General features: G+C 64.5%; 11 protein-coding genes. 7 read left to right on the top strand and 4 right to left on the bottom strand.

Annotation, left to right across the window (positions count from 1 at the left end):
- Positions 1-9: 9 nt before the first annotated feature.
- Positions 10-2,100 (bottom strand): NADPH-dependent 2,4-dienoyl-CoA reductase, encoded by a 2,091-nt coding sequence (locus LWW96_RS00400; RefSeq protein ID WP_291483589.1) that lies wholly within the window; start codon positions 2,098-2,100, stop codon positions 10-12.
- Positions 2,101-2,244: 144 nt separating this feature from the next.
- On the opposite strand from LWW96_RS00400, the gene LWW96_RS00395 reads away from it, so the two are divergent.
- From LWW96_RS00395 to LWW96_RS00365, 7 genes are all read left to right on the top strand, one after another.
- Positions 2,245-2,787, top strand: a complete 543-nt coding sequence (locus tag LWW96_RS00395; RefSeq protein WP_291483587.1) for a PadR family transcriptional regulator — start codon at positions 2,245-2,247, stop codon at positions 2,785-2,787.
- 122 nt (positions 2,788-2,909) lie between these two features.
- On the top strand, positions 2,910-3,728 hold the full coding sequence (locus tag LWW96_RS00390) for a crotonase/enoyl-CoA hydratase family protein (protein WP_291483585.1): 819 nt from the start codon (positions 2,910-2,912) through the stop codon (positions 3,726-3,728).
- A gap of 321 nt (positions 3,729-4,049) precedes the next feature.
- Positions 4,050-4,511 carry a MarR family transcriptional regulator gene (locus LWW96_RS00385; protein ID WP_291483583.1) on the top strand — a complete coding sequence of 154 codons (462 nt, stop codon included), beginning with the start codon at positions 4,050-4,052 and terminating at the stop codon, positions 4,509-4,511.
- Positions 4,512-4,586: 75 nt separating this feature from the next.
- Positions 4,587-5,003 (top strand): organic hydroperoxide resistance protein, encoded by a 417-nt coding sequence (locus LWW96_RS00380; protein ID WP_291483581.1) that lies wholly within the window; start codon positions 4,587-4,589, stop codon positions 5,001-5,003.
- Between the two features lie 338 nt (positions 5,004-5,341).
- Positions 5,342-5,650: a DUF1304 domain-containing protein gene (locus LWW96_RS00375; protein ID WP_291483579.1), complete on the top strand. Its 309-nt coding sequence runs from the start codon at positions 5,342-5,344 to the stop codon at positions 5,648-5,650.
- 162 nt (positions 5,651-5,812) lie between these two features.
- Positions 5,813-6,571, top strand: a complete 759-nt coding sequence (locus tag LWW96_RS00370; RefSeq protein WP_291483578.1) for a metallophosphoesterase family protein — start codon at positions 5,813-5,815, stop codon at positions 6,569-6,571.
- A 1-nt stretch (position 6,572) separates the two neighbouring features.
- Positions 6,573-8,015 carry a bifunctional serine/threonine-protein kinase/universal stress protein gene (locus LWW96_RS00365; protein ID WP_291483576.1) on the top strand — a complete coding sequence of 481 codons (1,443 nt, stop codon included), beginning with the start codon at positions 6,573-6,575 and terminating at the stop codon, positions 8,013-8,015.
- 472 nt (positions 8,016-8,487) lie between these two features.
- On the opposite strand, the gene LWW96_RS00360 is transcribed toward LWW96_RS00365, so the two are convergent.
- From LWW96_RS00360 to LWW96_RS00350, 3 genes are read right to left on the bottom strand one after another with little or no spacing between them, the layout of a single operon-like run.
- Complete coding sequence (locus LWW96_RS00360) at positions 8,488-8,802, bottom strand: hypothetical protein (protein ID WP_291483574.1); 315 nt, start codon at positions 8,800-8,802, stop codon at positions 8,488-8,490.
- Entirely contained in the window at positions 8,787-11,990 is a 3,204-nt protein-coding gene (locus LWW96_RS00355; RefSeq protein WP_291483572.1) for a transglutaminase domain-containing protein, read from the bottom strand. Before LWW96_RS00355 ends, LWW96_RS00360 begins: the two co-directional genes overlap by 16 nt.
- Positions 11,987-16,555 carry a carboxypeptidase regulatory-like domain-containing protein gene (locus tag LWW96_RS00350; protein WP_291483570.1) on the bottom strand — a complete coding sequence of 1,523 codons (4,569 nt, stop codon included), beginning with the start codon at positions 16,553-16,555 and terminating at the stop codon, positions 11,987-11,989. Before LWW96_RS00350 ends, LWW96_RS00355 begins: the two co-directional genes overlap by 4 nt.
- Between the last annotated feature and the right edge of the window lie 225 nt (positions 16,556-16,780).

Genomic DNA, 16,780 nt, shown 5'->3' with positions numbered 1-16,780 from the left:
GATCAGAAATCAGATGCGGGCAGCGAGCGTGGTGCCCTGCAGAATGGCGCGCTTGGCGTCCAGCTCGGCGGCCACGTCGGCACCGCCGATGAGGTGGGTGCTCTGCCCTGCGGCCACCAGCGCGTCGTACAGCGCGCGCAGCGGCTCCTGGCCGGCGCATACGACGACGTGGTCGACCTCCAGCACCTGCGGCGCGCCGCCATCGATGCGGATGTGCAGGCCCGCGTCGTCCACGCGCTCGTAGGCCACGCCCGAGCTCATGCCCACGTTGCGCGCCTTGAGCGAGGTACGATGGATCCAGCCCGTGGTCTTGCCCAGCTGCTCGCCCACCTTGCTGGTCTTGCGCTGCAGCAGGTGCACCTGGCGGGCGGGCGCCTCCACCTGCGCGGCGCGCAGGCCGCCAGCGTGCGCGTAGCTGGCGTCAATGCCCCATTCGGCGTTGAACTTGGCGGGCGCCAGGGCGCCGCTCTCGCCCTCGTGCGTGAGGTACTCCGCGACGTCGAAGCCGATGCCGCCCGCGCCAATCACGGCCACGCGCTGGCCCACAGGCTTCTTGTCCCGCAGCACGTCCAGGTAGCTCAGCACCTTGGGATGGGTGATGCCCTCGATGTCCGGCGTGCGCGGCTGGATGCCCGTGGCCACCACCACCTCGTCGTAACCCTGGCCCGCCAGGTCGTTGGCCTGCGCGCGGGTGTTCAGGCGCACGTCCACGCCTTGCAACTCCAGCTGGCGGCGGTAGTAGCGCAGCGTTTCATGGAACTCTTCCTTGCCCGGCACCTGCTTCGCGATGTTGAGCTGGCCGCCGATCTCGGCCGCCGCATCGAACAGCACCACGGCATGGCCGCGCTGCGCGGCCGTGACCGCAAAGCTCAGGCCCGCAGGACCGGCGCCGACGACGGCAATGCGCTTCTTCGCCGCTGCGGGCGCGATGACCAGCTCCGTCTCATGGCAGGCACGGGGGTTGACCAGGCAGCTGGTGATCTTGCCGCCGAAGGTGTGGTCCAGGCAGGCCTGGTTGCAGGCGATGCAGGTGTTGATCTCGTCGGCCCGGCCTTGGCGCGCTTTGCGCACAAAGTCGGCATCGGCCAGCAGCGGGCGCGCCATGGAGACCATGTCGGCGCAGCCCTCGGCCAGCAGGCGCTCGGCCACCTCGGGCGTGTTGATGCGGTTGGAGGTGATGAGCGGTATGCCCACCTGCCCCATGACCTGCTTCGTCACCCAGGCGAATCCGGCCCGCGGCACCTTGGTGGCGATGGTGGGAATGCGTGCCTCGTGCCATCCGATGCCGGTGTTGAGGAGGGTGGCGCCTGCCGCCTCGATGGCCTGGGCCAGCTCGATCACCTCGGCCAGGGTGGAGCCGCCCTCCACCAGGTCGAGCATGGACAGGCGGTAGATGATGATGAAGTTCGGCCCCACGCGCTCACGCGTGCGGCGCACGATCTCCACGGGGAACCGGATGCGGTTGGCATAACTGCCGCCCCAGGCGTCGTCGCGCTGGTTGCTGCGCGCGGCGATGAACTCGTTGATCAGGTAGCCCTCGGAGCCCATGATTTCCACGCCGTCGTAGTGCGCATGCTGGGCCAGCGCGGCGCAGCGAACGAAGTCCTCGATGGTCTGCTCCACCTCGTCGGCCGTGAGTGCGTGCGGTACGTGGGGGTTGATGGGCGCGCGCAGGGCGCTGGGCGCCACCAGATCGCGGTGGTAGGCGTAGCGGCCAAAGTGCAGGATCTGCATGGCGATCTTGCCGCCCTCGGCATGCACGGCCTGCGTCACCTTGCGGTGCTGTTCGGCCTCGTGCTCGTGGACCAGCATGGCGCCGCCCGGCATGGGTCGGCCGCGCTCGTTGGGCGCGATGCCGCCGGTCACGATCAGCCCCACCTCGCCGCGCGCCCGCTCGGCGTAGAAGGCGGCCATGCGCTCGAATCCGTGGGGCACCTCCTCCAGCCCCACATGCATGGAGCCCATGAGCACGCGGTTCTTCAGGGTGGTGAAGCCGAGGTCCAGTGGGGCGTGCAGGTGCGGGTAGGGGCTTGCCGCTGCGGCCCCAGCAGATGGCGCGGCGGCCTTGGGGGCCGCGGGAGAAACGGGGGCATTCAGCATGGGGTCCTTTGTGTTTATGCAACCAGTTGCACGAATGTAGCCAGCTTCCACGGTTTGCGCAACTGGTTGCATAAACGCCGCCGTGTCGCGGTTGAGGCAAGATCGCGCGTCTGGAAACCTGTTCCGTTGTCTGCGCCTTCGTCCATGTCTTTGCCCCACGCCCTCCTCACCGCCCTGGTCGAGCACCCCTGCTCCGGATCGGAACTGGCCGAGCGTTTCGACCGTTCCATCGGCTATTTCTGGCACGCCACGCACCAGCAGATCTACCGCGAACTTGCGCGGCTGGAAGAAGCGGGCTGGATCGAGGCGCTGCCCGCGGAGACGGGGCGCGGCCGCAAGCGGCAGTTCCGCCTGCTGCCCGCCGGCCGCAAGGAGCTGCGCCGCTGGATAGCGCAGCAGGAAGACCCGGTGCCCCTGCGCGACGCACTCATGGTGCGGCTGCGCGCCGAAGCGGCCATCGGCCCGGCCGGGCTTGAAAAGGAAATCGCGCGGCGCATGGCCCTGCATGAGCAGAAACGCGCCCTCTACCAGCACATCGAGCAGCGCGACTTCGCGGGCCGCGACCTCGGCCGCGAGCGGCGGCTGCAGCACCTGGTGCTCAAGGCCGGCATCCTGCAGGAAGAGCTGTCGCTGGCCATCTCGAAAGAAGCCCTGCAGATCTTGCGCGAGCCGCCGACGCAAGCGTGACGGAGCCTAAGCGTGACGGAGCCTTGCAGCCCCCGGCTGCGCGGCGGGAAGCCCCTGTCCCACGGGAGACCGCCGGAGCCCCACGTTGCGCTTTCAATCGCGGCAAAGGAGACCTCCGCACCATGCCCACCCTCACGTCCACCACGCCACCGCCCGAAGGCTGCATCGACACGCAGGTCATCGGCCATGTGCTGCTCATCGGCATCAACCGCCCCGCCAAGCGCAATGGGTGGACGCCACCCATGTTCCGCCAGCTGGCCGAGGCGTACACACGCCTGGATGACGACCCCGGCCTGCGCGTGGGCGTGCTGCATGCGTTGGGCGACCACTTCACCGCCGGGCTGGACCTGCCGGCCGTGAGCGCCTACATGCAGCGCGGCGAAAAGGCCATCCCCGAGGGCCTGGTGGAGCCCCACGACTACGGCCTGCCCGGCTACCGTCGCCGCACCAAACCTATGGTGGTGGCCGTGAAGGGCATCTGCTTCACGGTGGGCATCGAGCTGATGCTGGGCGCCGACATCGTGGTGGCGGCCGACAACTGCCGCTTCTCGCAGATGGAAGTGCAGCGCGGCATCATGGCCACGGGCGGCGCCACGCTGCGCATGGCCGAGCGCGCGGGCACGGGCAACGCGCTGCTGCATTTGCTGACGGCCGACGAGTTTGGGAGCAGCGAGGCCTACCGCCTGAACTTTGTTCAGAAGGTGGTGCCCGCGGGCCAGGAGCTGGAGGAAGCCCTGCAGATCGCCGAGCGCATTGCCGCCCAGGCCCCGCTGGCCGTGGTGGCCACGCGGCTCAACGTGCTCAAGGCCATCGAACAGGGGCAGGCGGCTGCGGTGGCGGAGTTCATCCCCGTGCAGCAGCGGCTGGCACACAGCGAGGATGCCGCCGAGGGGGTGCGGGCCTTTGTGGAGCGGCGGCCGGCGCGGTTCAGCGGGCGGTAGGAACGTCCGCTCGCCCCGGCACCTGCGGTCCCGATCGGACCGGGGTTGCCGAAGCCGGAGTGCCGGCCCGTGAGAAATTTGAACAAAATCGGCCTCTAGCGCTTATCCATCAAGCGCAAGAAGCTATAAAAACAGTAGCAATATTTCCGCCCGCTACGCGCTGCGCGGGCGCGCCAGTACCACCCGCCGAGCTTTTCCTCCTGCCCCTTGCCCCTTGCCCCTTGCCCCTTGCCCCTTGCCCCTTGCCCCTTGCCCCTTGCCCCAAAGAGGTTTTACACAATTCAATTGCACGCAATTCAATTGCACAGCACAATTCGCTCCATGCCCAGCCCCAGCACCCCCTTCCCTCCCAGCCCCGCCATCCTGCGGCTGGACAACCAGGTCTGCTTTGCGCTGTATTCCGCCTCGCTGGCGATGACCAAGCTGTACAAGCCGCTGCTGGACCGCATCGGCCTCACCTACCCGCAGTACCTGGTGATGCTGGTGCTGTGGGAGCAGGATGGCGTCACCGTGTCTGAGCTGGGCGAGCGCCTGTTCCTGGACTCCGGCACGCTCACGCCGCTGCTCAAGCGCCTGGAGGCGCAGGGCCACATTGCCCGGCTGCGCGATGTGCAGGACGAGCGCCGCGTGCGCATCACCCTCACCGCCGACGGCCGCGCGCTGCGCGACCAGGCCGAGGCCATTCCGCAGTGCGTGCTGCAAAGCAGCCAGTGCTCGATGGCCGAGCTGACGGCCCTGACTGCCGAACTCAAACAACTGCGGGACCGGCTCAGCCAACGCTGACCCATCCGGCCACCGCCCCGCTTCAACGATTCCCTCCACCGCCCGCCAGTGGGCAACAACCGCAAGGAAGACACCATGACCAAGCTCGAAAAAGTCCTGTACACCGCCAAGTCGCATGTGACCGGTGGCCGCGATGGCGCCGCCAAGACCGACGACGGCCGCCTGGAAGTCAAGCTGTCCTCGCCCGGCACCTCCGGCACCGGCACCAACCCCGAGCAGCTGTTTGCCTCCGGCTACGCCGCCTGCTTCATCGGCGCGATGAAAGCCGTGGGCGGCAAGATTGGCATCCCCGTGCCACAGGACGTATCCATCGACGCCGAAGTGGACCTGGGCCCCATCCCCAACGCCTACGGCATCGCCGCGCGCCTAAACGTCAGCCTGCCCGGCCTGGACAAGGCCACAGCCCAGAAGCTGGTGGACGCCGCCCACCAGGTCTGCCCGTACTCCAACGCCACGCGCGGCAACATCGACGTGACCATCACCGTCGTCTAAGACCATGAGCCGCCTGCTGATCCCCCGCATCGCGGTGGCCCTGGTGGCCATCGAGCATGCAGAGCGTGTTCTCGATCTCCCAGGGGCCGCGCAGCGGTCTTTGCGGGATGGGATGCAAGGCGCGGTGCGCAGCCAATAGCCCGGCTATTGGCAAGCGCCGCAACGCCGCAGACCGCCCGCAAAGGCCGCTGCCCGAAGGGTTGGAGCGAAATCGGGTGATTGGACGCCTCGGCTGCTTGCATGGGCACGAGCCCATGCGGTGCACCCGAAGCATCCACTCCTCCCGATTGCGCTCCAACGCAGCCCCTGGGAGATCGAGAACACGCTCTCACATCCTCGTGCTCGAAATGTTCTTCTGGAACCAGCCGCTGGGCATGAAGACGTTCGACCTCACCCAGGAATTTGCCGACGCCACCACCACGCTCGCGGCCAACCAGGGGCTGTACAACGGTTTTCTGGCGGCGGGCCTGTTCTTTGGGCTGTTCACCGGCAACCGGGTGTTCAAGATCTTCTTCCTGGCCTGCGTGATCGTGGCCGGGGTGTTTGGCGCCGCCACCGCTGCGCCCAAGATCTTCTTCAGCCAGGCGCTGCCCGCGATCATTGCGCTGGCGCTGGTGCTGGCACTGGACAAGAAGCTACAGCGCTAAGAACCCGCCTGTATCAAAAACAATAGCTGCCAGCGCTTGTCCAGCAAGCGCTGGCAGCTATTTTTATGGACATTTCGTGGGCAGCGGCCCGGCTTTTGTGCAAGCTGTCATTCAGCGATCCGCGCGATGATGGGGGCGGAGACAAGAAGAGTAAGACCGCCCATGAAGATCGCCCTGCTGTCCGACATCCACGCCAACCGCCAGGCCCTGGACGCCTGCCTGCAGCACGCCCGCGCCCACGGCGCCAGCCAGTTCGCGCTGCTGGGCGACCTGGTCGGCTATGGCGGCGACCCTGTGGCCGTGGTCGAGCAGGCCATGGCCCTGGCCCAAGGCGGCGCACTGTGCGTGCTGGGCAACCACGATGCCATGGCCCTGGCACCGCCCGCCACGCCGCGCAACCGCAGCGAACTGGGTGCGCAATGGACGCACGACCACCTGGCCCCCGAACACCGCGCCTTCCTGCAGTCGCGCCCCCTCACGGCCCGCATGGGAATGAACGCGCTGCTGGTGCACGCCAGCGTGGACGCGCCCGAACAGTGGCGCTATGTGGAAGACTCCAACGCCGCCGAGCGCAGCATGGCGGCCGCCCAGGCCATCGACCCCGCCATCCGGTATGTGTTCTGCGGCCATGTGCATGCCCAGGCGCTGTACTTCCTCACGCCCACGGCGAAGCTCATGCGCTTTGCGCCCGAACCCGGCGTGCCCGTGCCCGTGCCGCCGCACCGCCAGTGGCTGGGCATCGCGGGCTCGGTGGGCCAGCCCCGCGATGGCGATGCGCGGGCCATGTACGCGCTGTTCGACGAGGCCGCGCGCCAGCTCACGTTCTACCGCGTGCCCTACGACCACCTGGCCGCGGCCGCCGCCATCCGCGCCGCGGGCCTGCCGGACTTTTACGCCGACCGCCTGGAAAAGGGCCAGTGAGATGAAGCTGCTGGAGCCCGGCACCGAGATCGACGGCTTCCGCGTGCTGGAGTGCATCCACGCGGGCGGCATGGCCCACATCTATGCCGTGGAGTACGCGCAGCCCGGCCGCAGCCCGGGCTTTCCGATGGCGATGAAGATCCCCCGCATGACGGCGGGCGACGGCGCCGAGAACATCGTGAGCTTCGAGGTGGAGCTGCAAATTCTGCCGGTGCTCAGCGGCCCGCACGTGCCGCGCTTTGTGGCGGCGGGCGACCTGGTGCGGCTGCCCTACCTGGTGATGGAATACCTCCCGGGCCAGACGCTGCAGCACTGGCTGGACGAAGCGCCCGGCGGCTGCGACACGGCCACCATAGCCCGTCTGGGCGCGGCCACGGCGCATGCGGCGCACAGCCTGCACCAGCAGAACGTGTGCCACCTCGATTTGAAGCCCGCCAACGTGCTCATCAAGCCCGACGGCACGGCCGTGCTGCTGGACTTCGGCCTCTCGTGCCACGCGCACTACCCCGACCTGCTGGCCGAAGAGATGCGCCAGGCCGTGGGCTCGCCCGCCTGGATCGCGCCCGAGCAGGTGGTGGGCGTGCGCGGCGACCCGCGCAGCGACATCTACGCCATCGGCGTGATGCTGTACGAGCTGGCCACGGGCGAGCTGCCCTTTGGCGCGCCCACCACCCGCGGCGGCATGCGCCAGCGCCTATGGATGGCGCCCGCCCCGCCGCGCAAGCACCGCAAGGACCTGCCACCCTGGCTGCAGGAAGTCATCCTGCGCTGCCTGGAGCCCGAGGCGTCCAACCGCTACCCCTCCGCCGCGCACCTGGCCTTCGACCTGGCCAACCCCGACCAGGTGCTGCTCACCGAACGCAGCGAGCGCCTGCGCGGCACGCCCTGGCGCACGCACCTGCACCACTGGCTGCGCGCCGCCGGCATGCACTACCAGCCCAGCCCCCTGCCCGCGCAGCAGATCGAGGACACGCCCATTCTCATGGTGGCAGTGCCCCACGCCGACGTGACCGACGCCACGCTGTACTCGCTGCGCCAGGCCGTGGGCCGCTCGCTGGCCATCCGCCCCGGCGCCCGGCTGGCCTGCGTCACGGTGATCTCGCCCTCGGCCAGCAGCAACAGCGACAGCCAGCGCAGCGAAACCATGCTGCACCGCCAGCACATGGCCCGCCTGCGCCAGTGGGCCCAGGGGCTGGATCTGGCCGGCCACCCCGTGAGCTACCACGTGCTCGAAGCCGGCGACGTGGCCCAGGCCCTGGTGCGCTACGCCGCGGCCAACCACGTGAGCATGATGATCCTGGGTGCCGCCACGCACGGGCTGCAGATGCAGCGCTTCATCGCCACCGTGCCCATGCGCGTGGCGCGGGATGCGCCATGCACCGTCATCCTGGTCAAGCAGGCGCTGCCGTTTGAGCAGTTGGGGCAGGCGAACGCGGGCGGATGACTTTCCCAGGGTTCCCTGCGCAGCAGTTTGCCGTTGCCGGTGAGTTCCGGACCAAGCTCTGATCCCTGCCGGACCCTTGGGCTTGGACTTGACCACCCACCAGTATCTGGGGTTTGAGGCTGATGCTGCCGGGCAGGCCCCCGGGGCAGTTGGCTGGGGTCTAGCGGTTGGCCGGGGGCGAGCTTGGGGATGAGGGCTGCGATGGCGGCTTCGTCCGCTGCGCTGGCTGCCACCCAGGCCAGGGTGATCTTTTTACCGGCGGTGGCGGCGGTGGGGGGTTTGCCAGCTCAGCAGGGGGCTGTCGCCCCAGGCAGCGCTGCGCGCAGTTTTATGGCCTACATTCAGGTTTTGAGGACTGCGGTGGGCTTGGTTGATGCCTTGGACGCTCACAAGCCCCTGACAGTAATAATGATCGTAACTGGATCACAGCTGGATAGTCACGCACACCATCAACGTCGATTATATTAAACAATTATACCACCATCACCACCTCACAATCCAAGGCTGTCAAAGAAAAATTAACACCGCCAACTCTCGCTTCTATCGCCATGAATAGCAACAACAGCACGAAACAAAAAAGCAGCAGCCCAGCGATTTTAATCGATTTTATCCTTTTACCCCCCCCAAGCCCAAATTCAAAATTGGCCACAACAAAAATCAACAAACCTAGACAAAAAATTCCAAATAATTTTGAAAAAAATAACCCCCTTTCCCCAGCAACATCCGAAGCCGCCAAAAACAAAATAATGAACAATATATACAAAACCCCCTTCAAGACACTTTGCATACAGACCTCCACCCACCCCACATTACATTGATCATATAACCAAATATCATTGCCATCGCAAACGCACCAAAAAATCCTATGGTCGCCAAACCGTAAATAGTCGCCCCCAAAAAAAGAAGCGCGCCCGTGAATAAAAACATGGATATAGCAGCAATTACAACAAACGGCGCCGAACAACCGTCCCATAGCATGCCAGAGATATTTTTTATATAGTCCTTTAGCGCTATCACAACCGATATCAAGTCCTGAAACACACCAAGCATCGTATAGATAATATTTTTAACATCATCAAACGAGAGCCACATACCATTCCCCTTCCCTTCAATCATGTAAGCCCCCGCCCCCGTCTCTGGGTCGGTAATGATGTACCCATACCCCGAGAACCCATGCGCGTTGATCCCGCGCTCATGGAATGTCACTTCTTTCCCCGCTTGGATGGCAGAACGTATTTCTGCCCCCACGGTGCCACCCACCGGCAGTTTGGGCAAAGCCGTGGCTGCGTTGCTCTGGTTGATGGCGTAGATGCGCTGCCCTTCTGCCTGGGCAATGGCGATGGCTTTGACGGCTGAGACCGCTTGCGCGCAATCTGCTTTTGTGGGGTTTTGGATTTGGCCTTGTTCGTCCGTGTACCGGCACTGGCTTTTGTCCACCCAGAATTGTTCTGGCACGGCGTGTTCCATCGCGCTGGCGTATTGCCCGCGCAGCTTGTTGTACGCAATCCACCGGTTTTGCGCTGCTGTTTTGCCATTGCTGGTCAGTTCGGGCTTGGCGTTGATAGCTGCGCTTGGATCATCGTTCTTGACCCACCGGACATGCCGCAGGTGCCCGATGTCCATGTTCAGCCCCTGGAAGGTGATGCCCGTGGTGACGATGCCGTACAGCTTGTTGGGTTTGACCTGGGCGTGGAACAGGCCGTAGCTCAGGGCTGGGCGGTCAAACATTTGGGCCTGGGCGCTGGCGATGGCACCATGGCTTTGAAGCGCTGCAAAGTAGCCCCACAGGGTGGCGGTGAGCAGGTCTCCGGTGAGGAGGTCGCCGGTGATGCCTTGCAGGATGGTGGCGCGTTGGGCTTCTGGTGCGGCCTGGGCCTGTTCCAGCTTTTGTTTGGTGGCCTCCATTCTGGTTTTGAGGGTGCTGAGCTGGGCTTGGCTGATGCCTTGGATGCTCACGCCCAGTGCAGTTTGCTGGCCTGCGATGAGTGGGTCTTGGGTTTCATCCCAGTCTTGGCTGCCATAGCGGGTGAAGCCGCCTTGGCCCACGGGTTCCGTGCCTGCGCGCATGCCGGGGCCGGTGGCTACGACGGTGCCGTCTACCGAGATTTGGGGTTTGAGGCTGATGCTGCTGGGCAGGCCTCGGGGCAGTTGGCTGGGGTCTAGTTGTTGGCCGGGCGCGGGCTTGGGGATGAGGGCGGCAACGGCGGCTTCGTCCGCTGCGCTGGCACCCACCCAGGCCAGGGTGATCTTTTTACCGGCGATGGCGGCGGTGGAGGTTTTCCAGCTCAGCAAGGGGTTGTCGCCCCAGGCAGCGCTGCGCGCGTCTGCGTAGATTTCGTATTTGAATTGCGCTTGGCTGCTGGCGGGCAGGTCGCTGTGGGTTTGGCTGCGGGTTTTGATGGTGTAGGGCAAGGTGCCTGCCAGGTAGGGCAAGGGGTCGATGGTGGCGGTTCTTTGGCCCAGCACGTCGGCTACTGTGCTTTGCCCGGCGTTTTGGCTGTCGATGTAGGTTTTAAGACGGGCCTGGTAGCTGCCCAGCTGGCTTTGCAGGGCGGTGGTGTTGAGGTTTCTGACCCAGCCTTCGGCCTGGTTGGTTTCTGCGCCTTGCTGGGCTGCGCTCAGCAGGGCCTGCGCATCCAGGGGGACGGCTGCGGCCAAGTCCATGCCTGGCTTGAAGGTGTATTGCTTGTAGCTGCCGTCCAGGGGCACCCAGGTGTCGGGGGTGCTTTGGCCGGGGGTGTGGCGGGTGCCTCGGCCGGGTTGGTATTGGATGAGGGCTTCGACCCAGGTGTGTTCGATGCGCAGGGCTTTGGTTTGTGCGCCCGAGACCAGGGCGACGTTGCTGACCCCGCCTTGGCCCCAGATTTGTTGGGCTGCGTCGATGGTCTGCGCGCCGCCCACCCAGTTGAGGGCCTGGGCGGTGGGGATGTCTACGGTGCCGGTGACGTAGCGCGCGGGGATGCCACTGGCGCGCAGCAGGGCAATGAGCAGGCTGGCGGTGTCCACAGCATTGCCGGATTTTTTGTCGAGCGTGTCTTGCGCGCCTTGTACGCTGCCTTGGGTGGGCACGTAGTAGATGTTGTCGTGCACCCACTGGTAGATCTTGTGGGGGTTGTGGCCCAGGGTTTGGGCCAGGGTTTTGATGGCGTCGGTATGGGGGGCTTCCACAGTGGGCGCCAAATCGGCAGCGCTGGGGGCGCTGGCGGCTTTGGAGCTTTGCACGGTAGCGGCCTTCGCGGCGGCTGCGGGCTGCTCTGCTTCGGAGGCATCCACGTGGATGGGCGCTTGGGGGCGGGCACGCTCTGCCTGCCAGGGCAGCTTGTTCAGGTTGACGGGCAGGTGGGTTTTGCGGGGGGCTTCTGCGTCCACAAACTCTTTGAGCACTTGCAGGGCGGCAGTCTGGCCGCTACCGCCGGCCTGCACGGCCTCGATCCGCTTGACCAGCTGTTCGTGCTTGTCCAGAAAGACGGCTTCCTGGGCGAGCTGGCGGTCTAGCACGCTGCCTTCCACACCTGCGGTTTGCCAGGTGTTGCGCAGGGTTTGCCATTCTTGCTGCAGCGCCTGGGCCTGACGGTCCAGGGTTTGCACGGCGGGCAGGCTGGACGCTACGTCAGCAAAACTGGGGGCAATGCCGGGGCGGCCGGATTCCGGATTGAGCGCGTTGAACAACTGCTCCAGGGTGTCGGCATATTGCTCGGAGGGCGCGCCGCTTTTCATGCGCTGCTGGGCCGCCAGCTGGTTGCGCTGGGCCATTTGCGCGTGCACCAGCGGCAGACCCACGGTGTTGAGCACCGAAGCGGTGAGCAGCCACACGACCGTGCGCTTGAACCAGCCTACCGGGCGGTGCTGCAGGGTTGGCTGGAGGGGTTGGCTGCGGGCGTGCTCGTGTTCCGGGGCCTGCGATGGGCGCATGGTGGCTTTCTCTCTCAAATCGGGGGTGATCGTGATGGCTGCGTGGTTTTGCGAGGGCTTCATTGCACCCCCCCGCGCTGGCGTGCCGGGCCGGATGGGCGGGCACCCGCCCGCAGCGGCTGCAATGCTGCGGCTGCCAACAGCACGGCAACGAGCCACAGGAACCACGGCTGGTTGACAGGGATGGGGTTGGCCACGCCGGGCGTGCCGGGGCCGCCAGGGGTGCCGGGCCCGCCCGGTGCGTTGGCCCGCACTGCAAAGGTGGTAGTGGCTGTTGCCAGGTCTACATCCACGTCGTAGGCCTTGGTCTGGGTGGCGGGCAGCACGGTTGCCGATTTGAGGTTGTTGCCACTGCCGATGAGCACGGCTTCTACCGTGTAGATGCCCTCCATTGCCGTTTTCAGCGTCTGCTGGGTGTCGGTGGACCGCAGGCCGTTGGCCTGCAACTGGCCCAGCACATGGACGTGGGTGTAGACCACAGCGTTCTGCGGGTTGCGCACGGTGATGCGTACACGGGCGTTGTCCACCGGCGCGTTCACCGTGAGGTTGCGGGCCAGGTTGCTGATGCGCACGCGGTCGTTGGGCGCGTATTCGGCCCTGTCCACCGCCACGGTCAGCGCGGCCTTGCCAGCGCCTTGTGCGGAACCGGCGGTGATGGCGAAGAGGGTGCTGTCCACGCCCACCGCTTCGCCTCGAGCGTTCAGGAGCGTGACGACCAGCGTGTAGGTGCCAGCGGGATAGCGGGCGGTGTTCCAGGGTTGCGTGTGCGGCGCTGTTGCGCCAGCAGCCACGGCCCCCAAATCATGCGCCGGAAATCGGGCAACTTCGGCCCCGGTGGCGTCGTTGATGCGCAGCACCACCGACAACATTGAAGGCGTGGTGCCAAGGTTGAGCACCAAGGCACCCAGCTCGACTGCTGCATCTGCAGGGTACGAGGGCTTGTCGGTGCTGGCTGTGACGCGCGCCACGATGTCGTCGGGGGACGCACCAGCGGAATACTTGGCCCCAATGATGGTGAGGTAGCTGTCGTCCCGACTGAAGCCGGCAATGGTAGCCACGAACGGCTTGGCCGCCTTGATGCGCCCTGGGCCGGAGGGGATCGCGACATGCCCCGCGCTGTAACCACTGGCGCCCACGGGCGTGAAACCAGACACGTCCACCGCCACTCCATTGAGCTGGAGGGTGTCCAACGCAGAGGTAGGAATCGCGATGTTCAGGTAGTTTTCCGTGTACGGCGACAGATTGGTCGGCGCCGTGAAAACGTAGTCAGAGAGGGTCTGGTCGATGCCGCCCACATAGGTGAATGCGGGGTCGCCCAGCACCCCTCCGGTGGTGATCGTGGACCCCTTCAGGAATTGCCCCACCAGTACGGGCGCAGACGCAACGATATGGAGACTCTCTGCGTCTGTGACCTGATGAAATTCTCCCGCGTTGAGCGTGGCCACCAGGTTGCCATTCACCCGTACCTGGGTCGCAGCGGTGTTCGCCACAATGCGCACCAGATTGCCCGCCCTGCCGGTATTGGCTGTTTTTGGCGCGACATATTCCGCGGACCAGTGCTTTACTGGCGGCAACTGCGTAAACAGGTGATCACAGTATCCGGCGTTGGTTGGAACGTTGGCGCATTGCCCCCCCGCAAACACCGCCACGGGTTTATTGGTTTGTATGGCAGTGCCTGTAATTTCGTTGCCGGAGCCAGCGGTAAAAATCACCGACTGGCCTTTTTGCAGGGTCACGTCAAAAGGCACATTGGCAAGCTGTCCTGTCGTCAGCCTGCTCGCAGGCGTGATGGTGGCGACCGTGCCGTCCTCCGTAGCTGTCAGCGAGAACTGAATGAGGCCCAATGCATGATTCCAATCAACGATGCGATATTCCGTTCCCAACGCACTGGTATCGAGCAGGTACGACATGTCCGTTGTATACATCTGCCGGTTCAAGAAATATGCACTCACACCTTTGCTGGCATACACCTGCAAGGCCTTGCCCACCACCTTGCCCCCTTCATGGAGAAACTGGTTGTTGGGCACCATGAGTTCCGCCACACCACTCGTGCCGATGACAAAGCTGTAGTTGATGGCGCCATCGTTGCTCAGAATCTGTCCTGAGGTACCGTGCTCGCCAAAGATGAACATGTATCCAATGGCTGTAGTCGAATTGTTCGGATGCCCCACGGCCACGGTACGCAGCGTGTTGCGGGCGTCCAGACCCAAGTCGGGCCTTAGGTGCAGATTGATGACTGTGCTCGTTGGAATGTCGAAACCATTGCTGATGCCTTGGTAGCCGGGAGCGTTTGCCGCCAGATTCCAGCGGCCCGGGGTGATGTTGGCAAACTCATATCGGCCATCCGCGCCCGATGTGGTCTCGAGCAGGCTGACCCCAGCCAGCACCACCCTGGCCCCAGCAACTGGGCGCTGGCTCTGGGCATCCAACACCACTCCATGAACGCGGTCCTGCCCTTGCAGTTTGGGCGTCAGCTCCACCGGCAGCACATACCGTGTGCCCGCTGCCAGATCGACGGAAAAAGCCACGTTGTCATAGCCTGGCGCAGACACTTGCACCTGTGTGGGTCCCGCATTCAGGCCGGAAATTTCTGCCACGCCCTGCGCGTCGGTCTGCATCACACGCGGGTTGCTGCCCGAGAGGGTCAACGTCGCATCAGCAATGGGCTGGAGGGTGGCTTTATCCGTAACGGTGGCCTGGATAGAGATGGGTTGCTGAGGATTGACGGTGGGATGCATTGGCACGTCAAACTGGTGCGTGCCGTTTTGCAAGAGCGCTATGGCTTGCTCGAACCGCTGATAGCCCGCCTTTTCCATGGACACGGTGCGCAAGCCTGCGATGTCCGGCACACCGCCCAGGGAGTAGCGTCCGGAAGCATCCGTTGTGGCTGTGCGGCCTGTTCCATCCACGACCACCGTCACGCCTTGCAGGGGCAGCCTTGTGGCGGCATCCGACACGATGCCTTGCAGCACCGTTTGACCAGGGTTTGTGGTTTGCGCGGTCAACGTCACAGGCAGCGTAATAGTGTGATGGCCTTGCACGTTCATAGTGAGGATGCGTGTATCAAAACCGCTGGCAGACACCGTGACGGTGTTGTCGCCAGCTACCACGCCCACATCAAAGGCAGCTTCGCCTTTGGCATTGGTATTGCGAACCAAACCGTTGAGTGACACGCTGGCCATGGCAATCGCTGCGCCTGTTCCCTGGTTGGTGACAACGACTTTGAGCGTGCTTTGCGCAGTGCTGCGACGGAAAACAGGATCGAATCGGACTTGCCGCCCCGCCAATGCACTGAAACTGACTTCCACAGCTTGATAGGACGAATAGTTTGCCTTGAGGTCCATCGCGCCGGGTGTCACACCTTCCAGCAGGTACTCGCCATTGGCGTTGGTCTGCGTGGTCCGGTTGCCGACCGAAATGGTGGCGTTGGCAGCGTTCTGATAGCTCAGCCCGTCATTAGTGAACTTGGCAACACCTGCAATGGTGACCGTGCTCGCGTTGCCCACGGTAAGAGCTTTGAGACGGATGGTGCCCATATCCAGCTGCTGGCCTTTGAGCAGCCCAATGTCTGCAGAGAGCGAAAGGAAACCGGCAGCATCAACAGCCAGCCTGTGGGTGCCAGCCACCAACTGCTGAAACTCGAAACGCCCCTGCGCATCGGTGATGGTGGACTGGGCGCTGCTGCCCAGACGCACCTGCACCCCCGCCAGCGGCTGGCCCGTAGCGTCACTGACCAAAACTCCTCGGAGGCTGGCCAAGTCAGGATCCGTAACAGGCTGGCTTGCAGCCAAGGAAGCGCGCAGCGCCAAGGCCGTGGTGTAGGGGTCTGCATCCCAGCTCCCATCCGGTCGCTGAGAGGCGCGCAAGGCGTCCACAGCAACCTGCACCGTGGCAGCATTGGTCATGCCGGGCAGCACCGCCATCAGCGCATGTGCACTGCGCACCGAACTGCCCCAGGTAAGCGCACCATTGCGCTCGGCCAGCATCCACGAGCGCGCTTTGCTGAGTGCCGAGGCCACGGCAGAAGTCTGCCGGTAGGGCTGCAGCGCCTGAATCGCCAGTGCTGTGGGGATGAGGTCATCTCCATCCGGCGCCAGACGCCATTGCCCGCCCGATTGCTGCGCGCCAAGTAGCCAAGTCACGGCTTGACCCGAGGGGCCTCCATAGACAGTCGCGGAAGCAGTCAGTGCCGATAGCGCCCACGCAGTGTCTTGCGCATTGCTCGCGTAGCCTTTCGCAGCGCCAAACCCGCCGTCGGGGTTCTGGTGGAGCACCAGCGCATCCAGATGGGCTGTCGAGACAGCGGACGACAACTGCTTGGCCAGTGCCTTCCGCGACAGTACCTCTACTGTGCTGTCGCTGGCCAATTCAATGACATCAAGCAACTGCGGCGGAACCGACCCCGGCAGCGCCTTGAGCGTTGCGGCTGTTTCAGATCGGCTTTGCACCGGCCATGCGATGGAAGTCCCTTCCTGCGCAAGGCTCCCATTGGGCTGGACCTGAGCTTGCAACCACGCCACACCAGCCGCATCGCTGGCCCACACGGAACATGAGAGCAAAAAGACAAAAGCGCAGCACAACCACTGCGCAAATGCAGTGGCTGCGCGGCCGACAGCCGCGACACACATGGAATCCCTCTCTTATTCGTGCACTGCGCAGTGGGATGGAAACCGGGCTTGTCTGACGCCGCTGCAGAATCCGAGCGCAATGGAACCGCTTTGGTCGATAGCCAAAGACCGCGAGATCGTAGGGCTTTGCTAGCCCTTCACAGCGTGTGCAAATGTGACAAACGTTGCAACTCGGTTCACGCCTTTACTTTTTTGTCTGTCACATACGTGACCGATTTCAGGATG

Source organism: Acidovorax sp. (assembly GCF_021287135.1).
Lineage (GTDB): Bacteria > Pseudomonadota > Gammaproteobacteria > Burkholderiales > Burkholderiaceae_C > Acidovorax.
The sequence above is the reverse complement of the archived record's forward strand: the minus strand, read 5'-3'. Positions and strand labels throughout refer to the sequence as shown.